Genomic DNA, 15,117 nt, shown 5'->3' on the forward strand with positions numbered 1-15,117 from the left:
CGTGTGATCCGTTACGACGCCCTGGACGCCCTCCCCGTACGCAACGCCCTGCCCGCGCTGGCCGACGCCCTGGACGCGCACGGCACCGCCGTCCTCGGGGCGCCGCCCGGCACCGGCAAGACGACGCTGGTGCCGCTCGCGCTGGCCGGGCTGCTCGGGGACGGACCCGCGCGGCGGGTGGTCGTGGCCGAGCCGCGGCGGATCGCGGCGCGGGCCGCGGCGCGGAGGATGGCCTGGCTGCTGGGCGAGAAGGCCGGCGACAGCGTCGGTTACACCGTGCGCGGTGAACGGGTCGTGGGCCGGCACACGCGCGTGGAGGTCGTCACGACCGGTGTGCTGCTGCAGCGGCTGCAGCGGGACCAGGAGTTGACCGGTGCCGACCTGGTCCTGCTCGACGAGTGCCACGAGCGGCACCTGGACGCGGACACGGCGGCGGCTTTCCTGTGGGACGTACGGGAGACCCTGCGGCCGGAGCTCGGCCTGGTGGCCGCGTCGGCGACCACGGACTGGGCTCAGTGGGCGCGGCTGCTGGGCGGGGCGCCCGTGGTCGAGGCGCGGGGTTCGGCGCACGCGGTCGGCATCGTGTACGCGCCCCCGGCGCGTCCGGTACGGCCCTCGCACGGCACGTGGGTGGATCCGGCGCTGCTCGCGCACGTGGCGGCTGTGGTGCGCCGGGCGCTGGCCGAGTGCTCCGGGGACGTGCTGTGCTTCCTGCCCGGCGTGGGCGAGATCGCCCGGGTCGCCGGACTGCTGGGTGACCTGGGTGACGTGGCCGGAGTGGACGTCCTCCAGGTGCACGGGCGGGCACCGGCGGCGGTGCAGGACGCGGTGCTGGCGCCGGGGCAGCGGCGCCGGGTGGTGCTGGCCACCGCCGTGGCGGAGTCGTCGCTGACGGTCCCAGGGGTGCGGGTGGTCGTCGACTCCGGGCTGGCGCGGGAGCCGCGCGTGGACCACGCGCGCGGGCTGAGCGCGCTGACCACGGTACGGGCGTCGCAGGCGGCCGGGCGGCAGCGGGCGGGGCGGGCCGGGCGTGAGGCTCCGGGGACCGTGTACCGGTGCTGGGCCGAGGCCGAGGACGGGCGTCTGCCGCGGTTCCCGTCCCCGGAGATCAAGGTGGCCGACCTGACCGCGTTCGCCCTGCAGACGGCTTGCTGGGGTGATCCGGACGCCTCCGGGCTGGCGTTGCTGGATCCGCCGCCGGGCGGGGCGATGGCCGCGGCGCGCTCGGCGCTGGCCGCTGTCGGGGCGGTCGACTCCGCCGGGCGGGCCACGGAGCGGGGGGTGCGGTTGGCGCGGCTGGGGCTGCACCCCCGGCTGGGAAGGGCGTTGCTGGACACCTCCGGCGGGGGTGCCGAGGTCGTCGCGCTGCTGAGCGAGGAAGCGCCCCGGGATTACGGGGATGACCTGGCGTCGGCCTTGCGTGTGGCGCGGCGTGGGGGTGACGCCTACGCCAAGCGGTGGGCTGTCGAGGTTCGGCGGCTGCGGGCCGTCGTGTCCGAAGGTGTTTCCCAGCCACCCGCCCGTGGCTCCCGAGCAGAAGTGGACGTCGAGGTCGCGGCTCGCACCGGCGACGACCACGTCGCCGGGCTCGTCGCCGCGCTCGCCTTTCCCGAGCGGGTCGCCAAGCTCGACGGCGGGTCGTACCTCATGGTCTCCGGGACACGGGCCGAGCTCGCCGACGGGTCCGCGCTGCGCGGGGCGCCCTGGATCGCCGTCGCCGTGGCCGACCGGCCGCTCGGCAAGGGGCACGCGCGCGTGCGGCTCGGCACCGCGGTGGACGAGGGGCTCGCCCGGGCCGCGGCCGGGGCACTGTACGAGGAGCGTGACGAGGTGCGCTGGGCGGACGGCGACGTCGTCGCGCGCCGGGTGGAGCGGCTGGGAGCCGTCGAGTTGGCGGTGCGGCCGCTCAAGGAGGTCGATTCCGGCCTCGTACGGGAGGCGCTGCTGGAGGGGCTGCGCCAGGAGGGGTTCGGGCTGCTGCGGTGGTCCGCCGAGGCCGTCGGCCTGCGGCAACGGCTGGCCTTCCTGCGGCTGCGGGTCGGGGAGCCCTGGCCGGACGTGTCCGACGAGGCGCTGCACGCGCGCGTGGACGAGTGGCTGGAGCCCGAGCTCGGCCGGGCCCGGCGCCGCGCCGACCTCGCGCGGATCGACGCCGGGGCGGCGCTCGGACGGCTGTTGCCCTGGTCGTCCGGACAGGCCGGGCGGCTCGACGAACTCGCCCCCGAGCGGATCACCGTACCGAGCGGGTCGAGGATCAGGATCGACTACGGCGACCCGGAGCAGCCCGTCCTCGCCGTGAAACTGCAGGAGATGTTCGGGCTGCAGGAGTCGCCCGCCGTGGCGGGGGTGCCGCTGCTCGTCCATCTCCTCTCCCCCGCCGGGCGTCCCGCCGCCGTCACCGCCGACCTGGCCTCCTTCTGGAGGGACGGCTACAAGGGCGTACGGGCCGAGCTGCGCGGGCGGTACCCGAAGCATCCGTGGCCCGAGGACCCGGCCGGCGCCGAACCGACGCGGCACACCAACGCCCGGCTCAGGCGCTGACCGGCTCCGGTGCGGCCGTCCGGTGGGGCGCCGGGTCCGACGGCCTGCGGCCACGGGCCTCCAGGTACAGCGAAAGCGCCAGCAGCAGGGTCCCGAGGATCAGGAAGCCCCGGGGCAGGTAGGACGTCAGCAGCAGGACGATCGTGCGGTTGTGCTTGACCAGGGCCACGGTGTGCTCGGTGTAGTCCTCGCGCATCTTCACGTCCCCCGCGAACGCCGTCACCTTGGCGCGCCCGCCGAGCAGGGTGCCGCCGCGCAGTTCCTCCTTGTGGATCTCCTCGCCGTAGACGGGGGCCCCGGTGACGGGCTCGACCCAGAATCTGCGGACGGTGGTGTACCAGCGGGTGGTGCCGGTCTTGGCGACCGACTCGGGGGTGATGCCCTTGACCGGCATGGTCCTGGGCATGTTCACCTTGGTCCAGGGGACGGTCTGCTCGAAGTAGTAGACCCTCAGGCCGCGGAAGTCCTGGGTGCCCTTGTAGTGGATGGGGCTGGTGGTGCGGGTCTGCGCGTCGAAGTACTCGTAGTCCCGCTTCTGTGTGAGGAAGGGCCACTTGAACTCGATGCCGTCCCGTCTGACGGGGTCGCCGTCGACCATCTCGCCGGTGGCGTGCACGGGTTCCTGGGAGTGCGCGTCGAAGATGTAGCGTTCGGGCACCTTGGAGACCATCTTGCCGTCGGGTCCCTGCACGTAGGACAGGCCGTCCCAGACGACGACGTCGCGCCCTGCCGTCTTCTCTGTCGTCCGGGCGGCCTCCACGTTGCCCTTGAGGGTCTGCACGATCGTGACCTTGGAGACCTTCCTGGCCTTCATCGTGCCGTAGTCGAGGAGTGTCGCGCCCTTCGCCTCCAGGACCATGGTCTCGTACTGGTTCGCGGGGATCTTGGCCAGACGCGGGAAGGCGTACCAGCGCAGCAGCGGGGACAGCGCCGCGAAGAACACGGCGAGGGCGAGCAGGATCAGACTGGCCGTGCGGCGCATCTCGGCCTCCCTCACGGGCGGGGGGTCACGGGTGCGGGGGCACCGTGGTGAGCAGCGGTTCGGGTGACGTGCCGCCGGCCGGCGAGCCCAGCGCACCGATCGCGAGGACCAGGAGGAGCGCGAGGGCGAAGCCGGTCGCAGCGGCGATCAGGGCACGCATGGGAAACCCTCCCGGACCGTCCGGAACTGATACTTCGTCAGGTCCGGGCACCGTAGCAACGCGGGGCCGAGATGAGAACACGTCGCGCGCAGCGAACGAGGGCGCCCCCTCCGCCGGTGCGGAGGGGGCGCCCTCGTCGGGTGCGGCGGGACCTTGTGACGCCTGTGGTTCCTAGGCCGTGGGGCTCGGGGACGTGGAGGCCGTCCCGGTGCCGCTCGGGGACGGGCTCGTCGACGGGTCCGCCGCGGCGACCTTCAGTTCGACGGTGAGCGTCGCACCGCCGGTGGTCGTGATGCGGAGCAGGAAGGTGCCGGTGGTGTCGTCCGCGTACAGCTTGGGCAGCTTCAGCAGGCCGTCGCCGTCCGTCTCCAGGCCCGTCAGCGTGCGTACGGCGTTGCCGTCGGCGTCCTTGAAGTAGGGGCCCTTGTCGTTCGCGGTCGCGTCGTCGGCGGACTTGATCAGGGTCGCGGTGGCGGCGACCTTGTCGGCGACGGCGCCCTTGTAGGTGGCCTTCACCTCCACCTGGTCGGCGAACTCACCGCCCGGCGTGCAGGTCAACGCCGTGTCGCTGGTGCGGACGAGGGTGTCGGCCGCCCGCGCCGTGACGGTCGCCTTGTAGTCGAGGCCGCTGACCGCACGGCCCAGGACGGTGGCACGGACCGTGAAGTCGCCGGTCTTCTCACCCGCGTTGAGGGCGGGGGCCACGGCGGTGCCCTTGCTGTCGGTGATGACGGTGGCGACCTTCTCACCGCCGGTGAAGGTGGTGTCCGTGTCACCGGTGATGGTGAACCGGATCCTGACCTTGGCGACGGCCTTGCCGGCCTTCGTCTCGGCGCGGGTGCTGACGCGCTGGGTGAAGGCGTCCCCGGCCATCGCGGTGAGCTTGGCGGTGCCCGCGTCCTCCAGGTGGTCCACCGTCTCGGTGGGGGTGGGGGGAGTGCTCGGAGGCGTGCTCGGCGGCGTTGTCGGAGGCGTGTTCGGTGGGGTCGGGGCGGGGCCGGGCCCGGTGGGCTTGCCGTTGCCCGGATCGGTCGGCTTCGGGCTCGGCGTCGACCTGTGCGGGTGCGTCGGCCTGTGCGGCGGCGTCGGCGTCGGGCCGGTCCTCGGCGTGCCGTCGTCGCTGCGGTGCGAGGGCACCGAACCGGTGCCGTCGGGGACGGAGTGGGTGCCCTTGCGGTAGTACTCGAGCCACGACAGGACCGTGTTGAGGTAGTCCTGCGAGTTGTTGTAGCTGAGGATCGCGCTGTGCAGGCCGGCCTGGGTGGACATGTCCCAGTCGTTGCGGCACAGGTAGTGTCCGGCGGCGAGCGCGGCGTCATAGACGTTGTTGGGGTCCTTCACGCCGTCGCCGTTGCCGTCGCGGCCCGCCCAGGCCCACGTCGACGGGATGAACTGCATGGGGCCGACGGCCTGGTCGTAGGAACTGTTGCCGTCGTACTCGCCGTTGTCGGTGTCCTTGATGAGCGCGAAGCCGTTGCCGTCGAGCTGCGGGCCCAGGATCCGGCCGATGGTGGTGCCGTTCGCGTCGACACGGCCGCCCCGCGCCTGACCCGACTCGACCTTGCCGATGGCGGCGAGGAGCTGCCAGGGCATGTTGCATCCGGGTTTGGAGCCGCGCAGCTCGTCCGCGGCCTTCTTGTAGGCGTCGAGGACGGTGGCGGGTATGCCCGCCTCGGTCCCGCCCGGCGAGGTGGGCGTGGGCGTGCCGGTGGTCGGCGACGGGCTGGGGTTGGGGCTGTTCAGCGGCGGCAGGTCCGTGTAGTACGGCGAGTCGCCGGTGGCGTCGCCCCCGGACGTGGCGTCCGGCGCGGTGGCGGCTCCGGCGGCTGACTGTCTGTCCGGGTTCTCGGCCGTCGCTCCTGGAGCCTGGGACGCGGACAGAGCCGCGACCGCCACCGCGGCCACGGCGGTGGTCGCCGCCCCTTTGCGCAGCCGACTGCCGAAATGCGCCGCCATAGAGTGAACCCTCCCGTGGACGCCCGAGCGCCCGTCTCAGTCTTTCCGCTCTTTCCACTCGCCCGTTGTGACGGTTGACCCGTGACTGTGGTTGCCCCCGTTGCGCTTTTCCACTCGTGCCGTGATGTCCCGCACCGTGCGTCCCGGCACGGTGACCCAGGTGACACTACGACAACTTCCTTTCAGGGGGCACCCGGTCGTGCCCGGTTTTCACCGGTTGGCCATGTGCCGTTGGCCCGGGGTGCGCTCCCGCATACTCGGCGGCACGATCACCGGGGGAACCGCCCGGTAATGTCCGACCTGGGGGGCCGAGTTGCCGTTCACTCTCAGCCATGCGGCGGCCGTACTGCCCGCTGTCCGCGGTGACGGGTCCGGCCGGGGCCGGCTGGTGCCTGCGGCGCTGGTGGCGGGTTCGTTCTCCCCCGACATGACCTACTACGCGGCGGGGGTCCTGCCCGGGGCGATGCGCTTCGGGGCCGTCACGCACTCCTTCGCCGGTGTGGTCACCGTCGACGTGCCGGTGTCCTGGGCCCTGGTGGGGCTGTGGCTGCTTCTGCGCGAACCGCTGGTGGCGCTGCTTCCGCCCGGCCGCCGGGGACGGTGGGCGGCGCTGCTGCGGTGCGGGGCGCCACGCGCGCGTGTACGGCCCGCTTCTGCCGCCTGGTGGTACGTCTCCGCGGTGCTCGGCGCGTCGACACACGTCGTGTGGGACGCGTTCACCCACCACGACCGGTGGGGCGTGCGGCTCTTCCCCGTTCTCGCCCGGTCACTGGCGGGGGTGCCGCTGTACCAGTACCTCCAGTACGGCTGTTCCCTCGTGGGCGCACTCGTGATCGCGGCATGGGTGGGACGTGCTGCAGGCCGGGCGGCCGGCAGCGAACCTGCCGGGGTCGCGCTGTTGTCGGTGCGGGACCGCTGGTGGGCGGCCGCGGCGATCGGCGGCGGCGCGGCCGCCGGGGCCGTGCAGCGGGCACTGCGGTGGTGGGAGTACCGGGGTGCCACCGCCGGCCTCCGGCAGTGGGTGCCGACGCTGTGCTTCGGGCTGGGCGCGGGGCTGGTGGCGGGGCTGCTGCTGTACGCCGTGGCGGTCAGGGTGTGGCGCCCGGCCCGGACTCCCGGCGGGAGCGGCGGGACCGGCGCGCGGCGGGCCGGGGCGGCCACTCGGTGAGCGGCACCACGAAGACGCTCATGGTGCGCGCGGGGCGGAGCCTCGGGAGCCGCGCCAGGAGCAGTGCCAGGTGGCCGCGGCCGAGGTAGGCCGCCGCCCTGCTCGCCCGGGAGAGCCGGCCGGTGATCCGGCGTCCGAACGCCGCCGCCGTCGTGCGAACGGCCCTGGCCGGATCGGCGGGGATGCGGGCGGTGCTCGCCCCAACCGAGAACACCGGAACCAGCGGGGACGGCGTGCCCGGAGCCGCGGCGGCACCAGGCCGGTTCGGGGGCCGTGCGCGGGCCGTCCGGCGGTGGGGCGTGCGTATACCCATGACCGCATCCTGACGGGCGGGGGCGGTGGCGGCGTTCTGGCAGGACCACATGGGTGACGAGTCCCTGCCCGCGGGGCCATGAAGGGTCCTGCGGGGCTTGGGCGGGGGTTGTGCGCCGGGGCCCCGGGCCGGGCTCTTGCCGGTCCGGGACCGCCGGGACCGCGCCGTCGCGGTTGCTCGCCGTCGCCGCCGGATGCCTCCCGCCGCGACGACGAACAACCACCGCGGAAGTGGCTAGTGAGCCGCCGACTCCCAGTCCGGTCCGACGCCGACCGAGACGTCCAGAGGGGCCCGCAGCTGAACCGCCCCCGCCATTTCGCGGCGGACGATCTCCTCCGTGACCTCCCGCTCCCCCGGAGCCACCTCCAGGACGATTTCGTCGTGGACCTGCAGGAGCATGCGGGACTTCAGCTCCGCCTCGCGCAGCGCCCGGTCCACGTTCAGCATGGCGATCTTGACGATGTCCGCCGCCGTGCCCTGGATCGGCGCGTTCAGGGCCATGCGCTCGGCCGCCTCGCGCCGCTGCCGGTTGTCGCTGTTGAGGTCGGGCAGGTAACGGCGGCGCCCGAAGAGGGTCGCCGTGTAGCCCGTCGCCCGGGCCTCGTCGACCGCCCGGCGCAGGTAGTCCCGTACGCCGCCGAAGCGCTCGAAGTAGGCGTCCATCAGGGCGCGGGCCTCGGCGGCCTCGATGTTCAGCTGCTGGGACAGTCCGAAGGCCGACAGCCCGTACGCCAGACCGTACGACATCGCCTTGATCTTGCGGCGCATCTCCGCGTCCACCGCCGAGCGGTCCACCGCGAACACCTGGGAGGCGGCCGTGGTGTGCAGGTCCTCGCCCGAGGTGAACGCCTCGATCAGGCCCGTGTCCTCCGAGAGGTGGGCCATCACGCGCAGTTCGATCTGGCTGTAGTCCGCCGTCATCAGGGACTCGAAGCCCTCACCGACGACGAAACCGCGTCGGATCGCCCGGCCCTCGTCCGTACGGACCGGGATGTTCTGCAGATTCGGGTCCGTGGAGGACAGCCGGCCGGTCGCGGCCACCGTCTGGTTGAAGCTGGTGTGGATGCGGCCGTCACCCGCGATCGTCTTGATCAGGCCCTCGACCGTGACCCGCAGCTTCGCCTGCTCGCGGTGCCGGAGCATGATCACCGGCAGTTCGTTGTCGGTCTGGGTCGCCAGCCACGCCAGGGCGTCGGCGTCCGTGGTGTAGCCGGTCTTCGTCTTCTTCGTCTTCGGCAGGGCCAGCTCGCCGAAGAGAACTTCCTGGAGCTGCTTGGGCGACCCCAGGTTGAACTCGTGGCCCGCGGCCGCGTGCGCCTCCTTCACCGCCTGCTGCACCGCACCGGCGAACATCTGCTCCATGGCTTCGAGGTGGGTGCGGTCGGCCGCGATGCCGTGCCGCTCCATGCGTGCCAGGAGCGCGGAGGTGGGCAGCTCCACGTCCCGCAGGAGGTCCGCCGCGCCCACCTCCTCGAGCCGGGCCTCGAAGGCCTCGCCGAGGTCGAGGACCGCCCGGGCCTGGATCATCAGGGCTTCGGCCTCCGCGCCGTCGTCCGCGCCGAAGGCCAGCTGTCCGTCGGCCGCCGCGGCGGGGGCCAGTTCCCTGTGCAGGTACTCCAGGGACAGCGCGTCCAGGTCGAACGAGCGGCGGCCGGGCTTGACCAGGTAGGCGGCGAGCGCGGTGTCCATGGTCACGCCCTCGACGGACCAGCCGTGCTCGGCGAAGACGCGCATGGCGCCCTTGGCGTTGTGCAGGACCTTGGGGCGGTCCGCGGCGGCGAGCCAGGCCGCGAAGGCGTTCTCGTCGGCCTCGTCCAGCTCGGCGGGGTCGAACCAGGCGGCGGCGCCGTCGGCGGCGGCGGCGAGCGCGACCTCGGCGACCGAGCCCGTGCCCAGCGCCCAGGTGCCGACGGTGGCGACGCCGAGCCGCTGCGTGCCGTGCTCGGCGAGCCACTGAGCGAGCTCACCCGTGCCGAGGACCGTGCCGTCCAGCTGCACGCCGTCCGTCGCGATGGGAGTGGCCTCGGCCTCCTGGGCGCCGGGGTCGACGGCGAAGAGCCGTTCACGCAGGGACGGGTTGCGGATCTCCAGGGTGTCCAGGACCAATGTGACGGCCTTGCGGTCGTACGGTGCCCGCTCCAGGTCGCCGACCCCCTTGGGCAGCTCGACCTGCCGCTCCAGCTCGGTCAGCCGGCGGTTGAGCTTGACCGCCTCCAGGTGGTCGCGGAGGTTCTGCCCGGCCTTGCCCTTGACCTCGTCGACGCGCTCGACCAGCTCCGCGAACGAACCGAACTGGTTGATCCACTTCGCGGCGGTCTTCTCGCCCACGCCGGGGATGCCGGGCAGGTTGTCCGACGGATCGCCGCGCAGCGCCGCGAAGTCGGGGTACTGGGCGGGCGTCAATCCGTACTTCTCGAAAACCTTCTCCGGGGTGAACCGGGTGAGCTCGGAGACGCCCTTCGTGGGATACAGCACCGTCGTGTGCTCGGAGACCAGCTGGAAGGAGTCGCGGTCACCGGTGACGATCAGCACCTCGAAGCCCTCGGCCTCGGCCTGGGTGGCGAGGGTCGCGATGACGTCGTCCGCCTCGAACCCCTCCATGGCGAAACGCGGTGCGTGCATCGCGTCGAGCAGCTCGCCGATCAGCTCGACCTGGCCCTTGAACTCGTCCGGGGTCTTGGAGCGGTTCGCCTTGTACTCCGTGAACTCCTCGGAGCGCCAGGTCTTGCGGGAGACGTCGAACGCCACCGCGAAGTGCGTGGGCGCCTCGTCACGCAGGGTGTTGGCCAGCATCGACGCGAAGCCGTAGATCGCGTTCGTCGGCTGGCCGGTCGCGGTCGTGAAGTTCTCCGCGGGCAGCGCGAAGAACGCGCGGTAGGCCAGCGAGTGCCCGTCCATGAGCATCAGCCGGGGCCGGGAACCGCCGGAGGTCTTGTCGGTCGTCTTCGATGCTGTTTCTGCCACGCCCCGATCCTGCCACGCCCCACTGACAGCGGGGGATCCGCGCCCGCTCTGGCCGGGGCAGGGAGGGGGCCGGCGGGGAGCAGGCGCGAGGGAACGCGGCCGGGGACGGAGCGGGGCGGGCCACGAGCAGGAGCGACGGCCACCAGGCCCCGGAGTCGCGCGGTCCACGGAACCGGCTGCCGGGGCCCGAAGCCCGTCGTGGGCCGGCCCGGGCGGGTGCCCGGTTCCCGGGGCGTCGGTCCTGTTCGGCCCCGCCCGCCCGCAGGCGTTGTCGGCACCGCGTGCGAGGATCGGTCGGGCATGGCACATACACAGTCGAAGGGGAGGGTGCGATGGCGACGAAGCCGCCCACGGGGGATCCGGTCCAGGACGCACCTCAGGTCGAGGAGCCGAAGCACGCGGCGGCGGGGCTGCCCGCCATCGGGCACACCCTGCGCATCGCCCAGCAGCAGATGGGTGTCAGGCGCACCGCGCTGACGCTTCTGCGGGTCAACCAGAAGAACGGCTTCGACTGCCCGGGCTGTGCCTGGCCCGAGCCCGACCACCGGCACAAGGCGGAGTTCTGCGAGAACGGCGCGAAGGCGGTGGCGGAGGAGGCGACCCTGCGCCGGGTCACCCCGGAGTTCTTCGCCGGGCACCCGGTCGCCGATCTCGCCCGGCGCAGCGGCTACTGGCTCGGCCAGCAGGGCCGGCTCACGCATCCGATGTACCTCCCCGAGGGCGGGGAGCACTACGAGCCGGTCAGCTGGGAGCGCGCCTTCGACATCATCGCCGAGGAGATCACCGCTCTCGCCTCCCCCGACGAGGCCGTCTTCTACACCTCGGGCCGCACCAGCAACGAGGCGGCGTTCCTGTACCAGCTCTTCGCACGCGAGCTGGGCACCAACAACCTGCCCGACTGCTCGAACATGTGCCACGAGTCGTCGGGCTCGGCACTGAACGAGACCATCGGCATCGGCAAGGGCAGCGTCCTGCTGGAGGACCTGTACAAGGCCGACCTGATCATCGTCGCCGGCCAGAACCCCGGCACCAACCACCCCCGTATGCTCTCCGCGCTGGAGCGGGCCAAGGCGAACGGCGCGCGGATCATCAGCGTCAACCCGCTGCCCGAGGCGGGCCTGGAGCGCTTCAAGAACCCGCAGACCCCCCAGGGCATGCTCAGGGGCGCCGCCCTCACCGACCTGTTCCTGCAGATCCGCATCGGCGGCGACCAGGCCCTCTTCCGCCTCCTCAACAAGCTGATCCTTCAGACGGAGGGTGCCGTCGACGAGGCCTTCGTCCGCGAACACACCCATGGCTACGAGGAGTTCGCCGAGGCCGCCCGCGCCGCCGACTGGGACGAGACGCTCACCGCGACCGGCCTCACGCGCGCGGAGATCGAGCAGGCCCTAGGCATGGTCCTGGCCTCCGAGCGGACCATCGTCTGCTGGGCGATGGGCCTCACCCAGCACAAGCACTCCGTGCCGACCATCCGCGAGGTGGTCAACTTCCTCCTTCTGCGCGGCAACATCGGCCGCCCGGGCGCGGGCGTGTGCCCGGTCCGCGGCCACTCCAACGTGCAGGGCGACCGCACGATGGGCATCTTCGAACGGCCCGCCCCGGCCTTCCTGGACGCCCTGGAGAAGGAGTTCGGCTTCGCACCCCCGCGCGAGCACGGCTACGACGTCGTGCGTGCCATTCGCGCGCTGCGCGACGGCGAGGCGAAGGTCTTCTTCGCCATGGGCGGCAACTTCGTCTCCGCCTCCCCCGACACCGAGGTCACCGAGGCGGCCATGCGGCGGGCCCGGCTGACCGTGCACGTGTCGACGAAGCTCAACCGCTCGCACGTGGTCACGGGCGCGCGCGCCCTGATCCTGCCGACCCTCGGCCGCACCGAGCGGGACGAGCAGGCCGCCGGCGAGCAGTTCGTCACGGTCGAGGACTCCATGGGCATGGTGCACGCCTCCCGGGGCCGTCTGGAGCCGGCGAGCCGGCACCTGCTGTCCGAGCCGGCGATCGTGTGCCGTCTCGCGCGCCGTGTGCTCGGTGCGGACAGCAGGGTGCCGTGGGAGGAGTTCGAGAAGGACTACGCCGCGATCCGCGACCGCATCGCGCGCGTGGTCCCCGGCTTCGACGACTTCAACACCCGGGTGGCCCGTCCCAGCGGCTTCGCCCTGCCGCACGCGCCGCGCGACGAGCGCCGCTTCCCGACGGCGACGGGCAAGGCGAACTTCACGGCCGCCGCGGTGGAGTACCCGGCGCTGCCCGAGGGCCGGCTGCTGCTCCAGACGCTGCGCTCGCACGACCAGTACAACACCACCATCTACGGGCTCGACGACCGCTACCGGGGCATCCGCAACGGCCGCCGCGTGGTCATGATCAACCCCGAGGACGCGCGCAGGCTGGACGTGGCCGACGGGTCGTACGTCGACCTGGTCAGCGAGTGGCAGGACGGCGTGGAGCGGCGGGCGCCCGGCTTCCGGGTGGTGCACTACCCGACGGCGCGGGGCTGCGCGGCGGCCTACTACCCGGAGACCAACGTCCTGGTCCCGCTGGACGCCACCGCGGACACCAGCAACACCCCGGCCAGCAAGTCCGTCGTGGTGCGTCTGGAACAATCGACGACCGACTGAGCGTTTGCTCAGCCGACAGACAGGTTCACGACGAACGGAGCCGGCCCGATGGGCGAGCAGCAGTACGTGAAGTTCCCGCAGGAGGTCATCGACGAGTACGCGGCGCTCGGCGTCGACCTGCAGGCCCTGTTCTCCGCCGGACACCTCGGCACCCGGATGGGTGTGCAGATCACGGAGGCCTCGGCGGACCGGGTCGTGGGAACGATGCCGGTGGAGGGCAACACCCAGCCGTACGGGCTGCTGCACGGGGGCGCGTCCGCGGTACTGGCGGAAACCCTCGGCTCGGTCGGCTCGATGCTGCACGGCGGCAGCTCGAAGATCGCGGTCGGCGTCGACCTGAACTGCACGCACCACCGCGGGGCGCGCTCCGGCCTCGTCACCGGCGTGGCCACACCCGTGCACCGGGGCCGGACGACGGCGACGTACGAGATCGTGATCAGCGACGAGGAAGGCCGTCGGGTGTGCACCGCGCGGCTGACCTGTCTCCTGCGGGACGCCCCGGCGGCGGGAGAGCGCGGCGTCGGCTGAGCGATCATCCGGGCTGCTCACCGGGCGGACCGAGAATTACGCCGCACGAGAGGCCGTAGGCGCGAAGTCCGCACGCTGTGGGGCGAGTTGACGGTAACACCGGTGACCGACCCGACCAGCCGCACAGATCACCACCAAGATCCCTTTCCGGCCCCCCGACGTCCGACTGTTCGAGCATTCACCCCGAAATGCGAACCTGCCCTTTCTTGGCGTAACGCTGCGTAACGCGCGCGCAATGCAAGGACCTTGACTCCCTCCACGGCGGCACGCCGCCCCGAAAGTCTCCCGGTCTGCCCCGGCACCCCACACCGGGGCAGACCCGCCGGTCAGGGTCACGGCCAACCGGAAGTGCGCTTTCTCAACATGTGGACCCCAGGGAAACTCGGCCAAAAAGGCTGAAAAACGACCTCCGCCCACCACGCCGTCCACATCGTCATAACAAGAAAGTCACAAGCCAGCGCACACCAATGCCCAGGTCTGCACCCCGGGCTTAGAGTCACGGCCAGTCACCGCTCCACCGGGAGTTCGGTACCGGCACCGCAAACCCGTCCCCGCAGGGACGGACGTGCCTGCGGAAAGGACTGATTGTGCGACAGCGTTCTCTGGTGATTCTCACCTCCGTACTGACCACCGGGGCTCTGACTCTCACCGCCTGCGGCTCCCGCGACGACAACAGCAAGAGCGGCGACAGCGGCAACACCACCGTCGTCATCGGCGTCGACGCCCCGCTCACCGGTCAGAACTCCGCCACCGGCCTCGGCATCCAGTACGGCGCACAGATCGCCGTCGACGACGCCAACAAGAACAAGACCGTCCCCGGCGTCACCTTCAAGATCAAGGCCCTGGACGACAAGGCGGTCCCCGCCACCGGCCAGCAGAACGCCTCCCAGTTCGTCGGCGAGAAGGACGTCCTCGGCGTCGTCGGCCCCCTCAACTCCGGTGTGGCCACCCAGATGCAGCAGACCCTCGCCAGCGCCAACCTGGTCGAGATCTCCCCCTCCAACACCGCTCCCGAGCTGACCCAGGGCAAGAACTGGCAGACCAAGAAGGTCCGCCCGTTCAAGTCGTACTTCCGCACCGCCACCACCGACGCCCTCCAGGGCGCCTTCGCCGCGGACTACGCCTACAACGGCCTCAAGAAGAAGAAGGCCTTCGTCGTCGACGACAAGCAGACCTACGGCGCCGGCCTCTCCAAGATCTTCAAGGAGCAGTTCGCCAAGCAGGGCGGCAAGGTCATCGGAACCGACCACGTCAACACCGGCGACCGCGACTTCTCCACCCTGGTCACCAAGATCAAGAACTCGGGTGCCGACGTGCTCTACTACGGCGGCCAGTACGACGAGTCCGAGGTGCTGACCAAGCAGCTCAAGGCGGGCGGCGCCAACATCCCGCTGTTCGGCGGCGACGGCATGTTCACCCCGACCTACATCAAGACCGCCGGCAAGGCCGCCGAGGGCGACCTCGTCACCTCCATCGGCGTCCCCGTCGACACCCTGCCCGCCGCCAAGACCTTCGTCGACACCTACAAGGCCAAGAAGTACCCCGGCGACTACGGCACCTACGGCTCGTACGCCTACGACGCCACCACCGCCATCATCAAGGCCGTCGGCCAGGTGGCGAAGGACGGCAAGATCCCCGACGACGCCCGCGCCCAGGTCGTCGACGCCGTCCAGAAGAGCTCGTTCGACGGCATCTCCGGCAAGATCTCCTTCGACGAGTTCGGCGACACCACCAACAAGCAGCTGACCGTCTACCAGGTCAAGAACGGCGAGTGGAAGTCCGTCAAGAGCGGCGTCGCCAACCCGAAGTAGCCGAACCGAACACTCCGCATCACCAGGGCCGCGCGGCGCAGACCACCGTCACCGCGCGGCCCGCCTTCTACCCTTCCACTCT

At 71.9% G+C, this 15,117-nt stretch carries 9 protein-coding genes; 5 read left to right on the forward strand and 4 right to left on the reverse strand.

The window, feature by feature from the left end; translation table 11 throughout:
* Positions 1–3 precede the first annotated feature (3 nt).
* Positions 4–2,541, forward strand: coding sequence for an ATP-dependent helicase HrpB (gene hrpB, locus ACWC21_RS04050; protein WP_450877883.1), 2,538 nt, complete (start codon positions 4–6; stop codon positions 2,539–2,541).
* Here the strand turns inward: hrpB and ACWC21_RS04055 are convergent.
* The 3 genes from ACWC21_RS04055 to ACWC21_RS04065 all read right to left on the reverse strand — a co-directional run bounded on the left by ACWC21_RS04055 (position 2,531) and on the right by ACWC21_RS04065 (position 5,639).
* Positions 2,531–3,523, reverse strand: a complete 993-nt coding sequence (locus ACWC21_RS04055) for a DUF3068 domain-containing protein (RefSeq protein ID WP_450877885.1) — start codon at positions 3,521–3,523, stop codon at positions 2,531–2,533. The two genes, hrpB and ACWC21_RS04055, sit on opposite strands and share 11 nt — an antisense overlap.
* A gap of 25 nt (positions 3,524–3,548) precedes the next feature.
* Positions 3,549–3,683, reverse strand: a complete 135-nt coding sequence (locus tag ACWC21_RS04060) for an SPW_0924 family protein (RefSeq protein ID WP_450877886.1) — start codon at positions 3,681–3,683, stop codon at positions 3,549–3,551.
* Positions 3,684–3,854: 171 nt separating this feature from the next.
* On the reverse strand, positions 3,855–5,639 hold the full coding sequence (locus ACWC21_RS04065; RefSeq protein ID WP_450877888.1) for a lytic transglycosylase domain-containing protein: 1,785 nt from the start codon (positions 5,637–5,639) through the stop codon (positions 3,855–3,857).
* A gap of 313 nt (positions 5,640–5,952) precedes the next feature.
* Here ACWC21_RS04065 and ACWC21_RS04070 point away from each other — a divergent pair, with 313 nt between their 5' ends.
* Positions 5,953–6,807: a DUF4184 family protein gene (locus tag ACWC21_RS04070; protein WP_450877890.1), complete on the forward strand. Its 855-nt coding sequence runs from the start codon at positions 5,953–5,955 to the stop codon at positions 6,805–6,807.
* A gap of 547 nt (positions 6,808–7,354) precedes the next feature.
* Here ACWC21_RS04070 and polA read toward each other — a convergent pair.
* Complete coding sequence (polA, locus tag ACWC21_RS04075) at positions 7,355–10,084, reverse strand: DNA polymerase I (RefSeq protein WP_450877892.1); 2,730 nt, start codon at positions 10,082–10,084, stop codon at positions 7,355–7,357.
* Positions 10,085–10,416: 332 nt separating this feature from the next.
* Here polA and ACWC21_RS04080 point away from each other — a divergent pair, with 332 nt between their 5' ends.
* The 3 genes from ACWC21_RS04080 to ACWC21_RS04090 all read left to right on the forward strand — a co-directional run bounded on the left by ACWC21_RS04080 (position 10,417) and on the right by ACWC21_RS04090 (position 15,035).
* Positions 10,417–12,696 (forward strand): FdhF/YdeP family oxidoreductase, encoded by a 2,280-nt coding sequence (locus ACWC21_RS04080; RefSeq protein ID WP_450877894.1) that lies wholly within the window; start codon positions 10,417–10,419, stop codon positions 12,694–12,696.
* Positions 12,697–12,744: 48 nt separating this feature from the next.
* On the forward strand, positions 12,745–13,224 hold the full coding sequence (locus ACWC21_RS04085) for a PaaI family thioesterase (RefSeq protein WP_450877896.1): 480 nt from the start codon (positions 12,745–12,747) through the stop codon (positions 13,222–13,224).
* 602 nt (positions 13,225–13,826) lie between these two features.
* Positions 13,827–15,035: a branched-chain amino acid ABC transporter substrate-binding protein gene (locus ACWC21_RS04090; protein ID WP_450878278.1), complete on the forward strand. Its 1,209-nt coding sequence runs from the start codon at positions 13,827–13,829 to the stop codon at positions 15,033–15,035.
* The last annotated feature ends 82 nt before the right edge of the window (positions 15,036–15,117 follow it).

The organism is Streptomyces sp. NPDC001348, from assembly GCF_053597535.1.

Coding starts and splice junctions, on each gene's coding strand:
- ACWC21_RS04085 (WP_450877896.1), top strand. CDS start 12,745: ATGGGCGAGCAGCAGTACGTGAAGTTCCCGCAGGAGGTCATCGACGAG.
- ACWC21_RS04060 (WP_450877886.1), bottom strand. CDS start 3,683: ATGCGTGCCCTGATCGCCGCTGCGACCGGCTTCGCCCTCGCGCTCCTC.
- ACWC21_RS04055 (WP_450877885.1), bottom strand. CDS start 3,523: ATGCGCCGCACGGCCAGTCTGATCCTGCTCGCCCTCGCCGTGTTCTTC.
- ACWC21_RS04080 (WP_450877894.1), top strand. CDS start 10,417: ATGGCGACGAAGCCGCCCACGGGGGATCCGGTCCAGGACGCACCTCAG.
- ACWC21_RS04065 (WP_450877888.1), bottom strand. CDS start 5,639: ATGGCGGCGCATTTCGGCAGTCGGCTGCGCAAAGGGGCGGCGACCACC.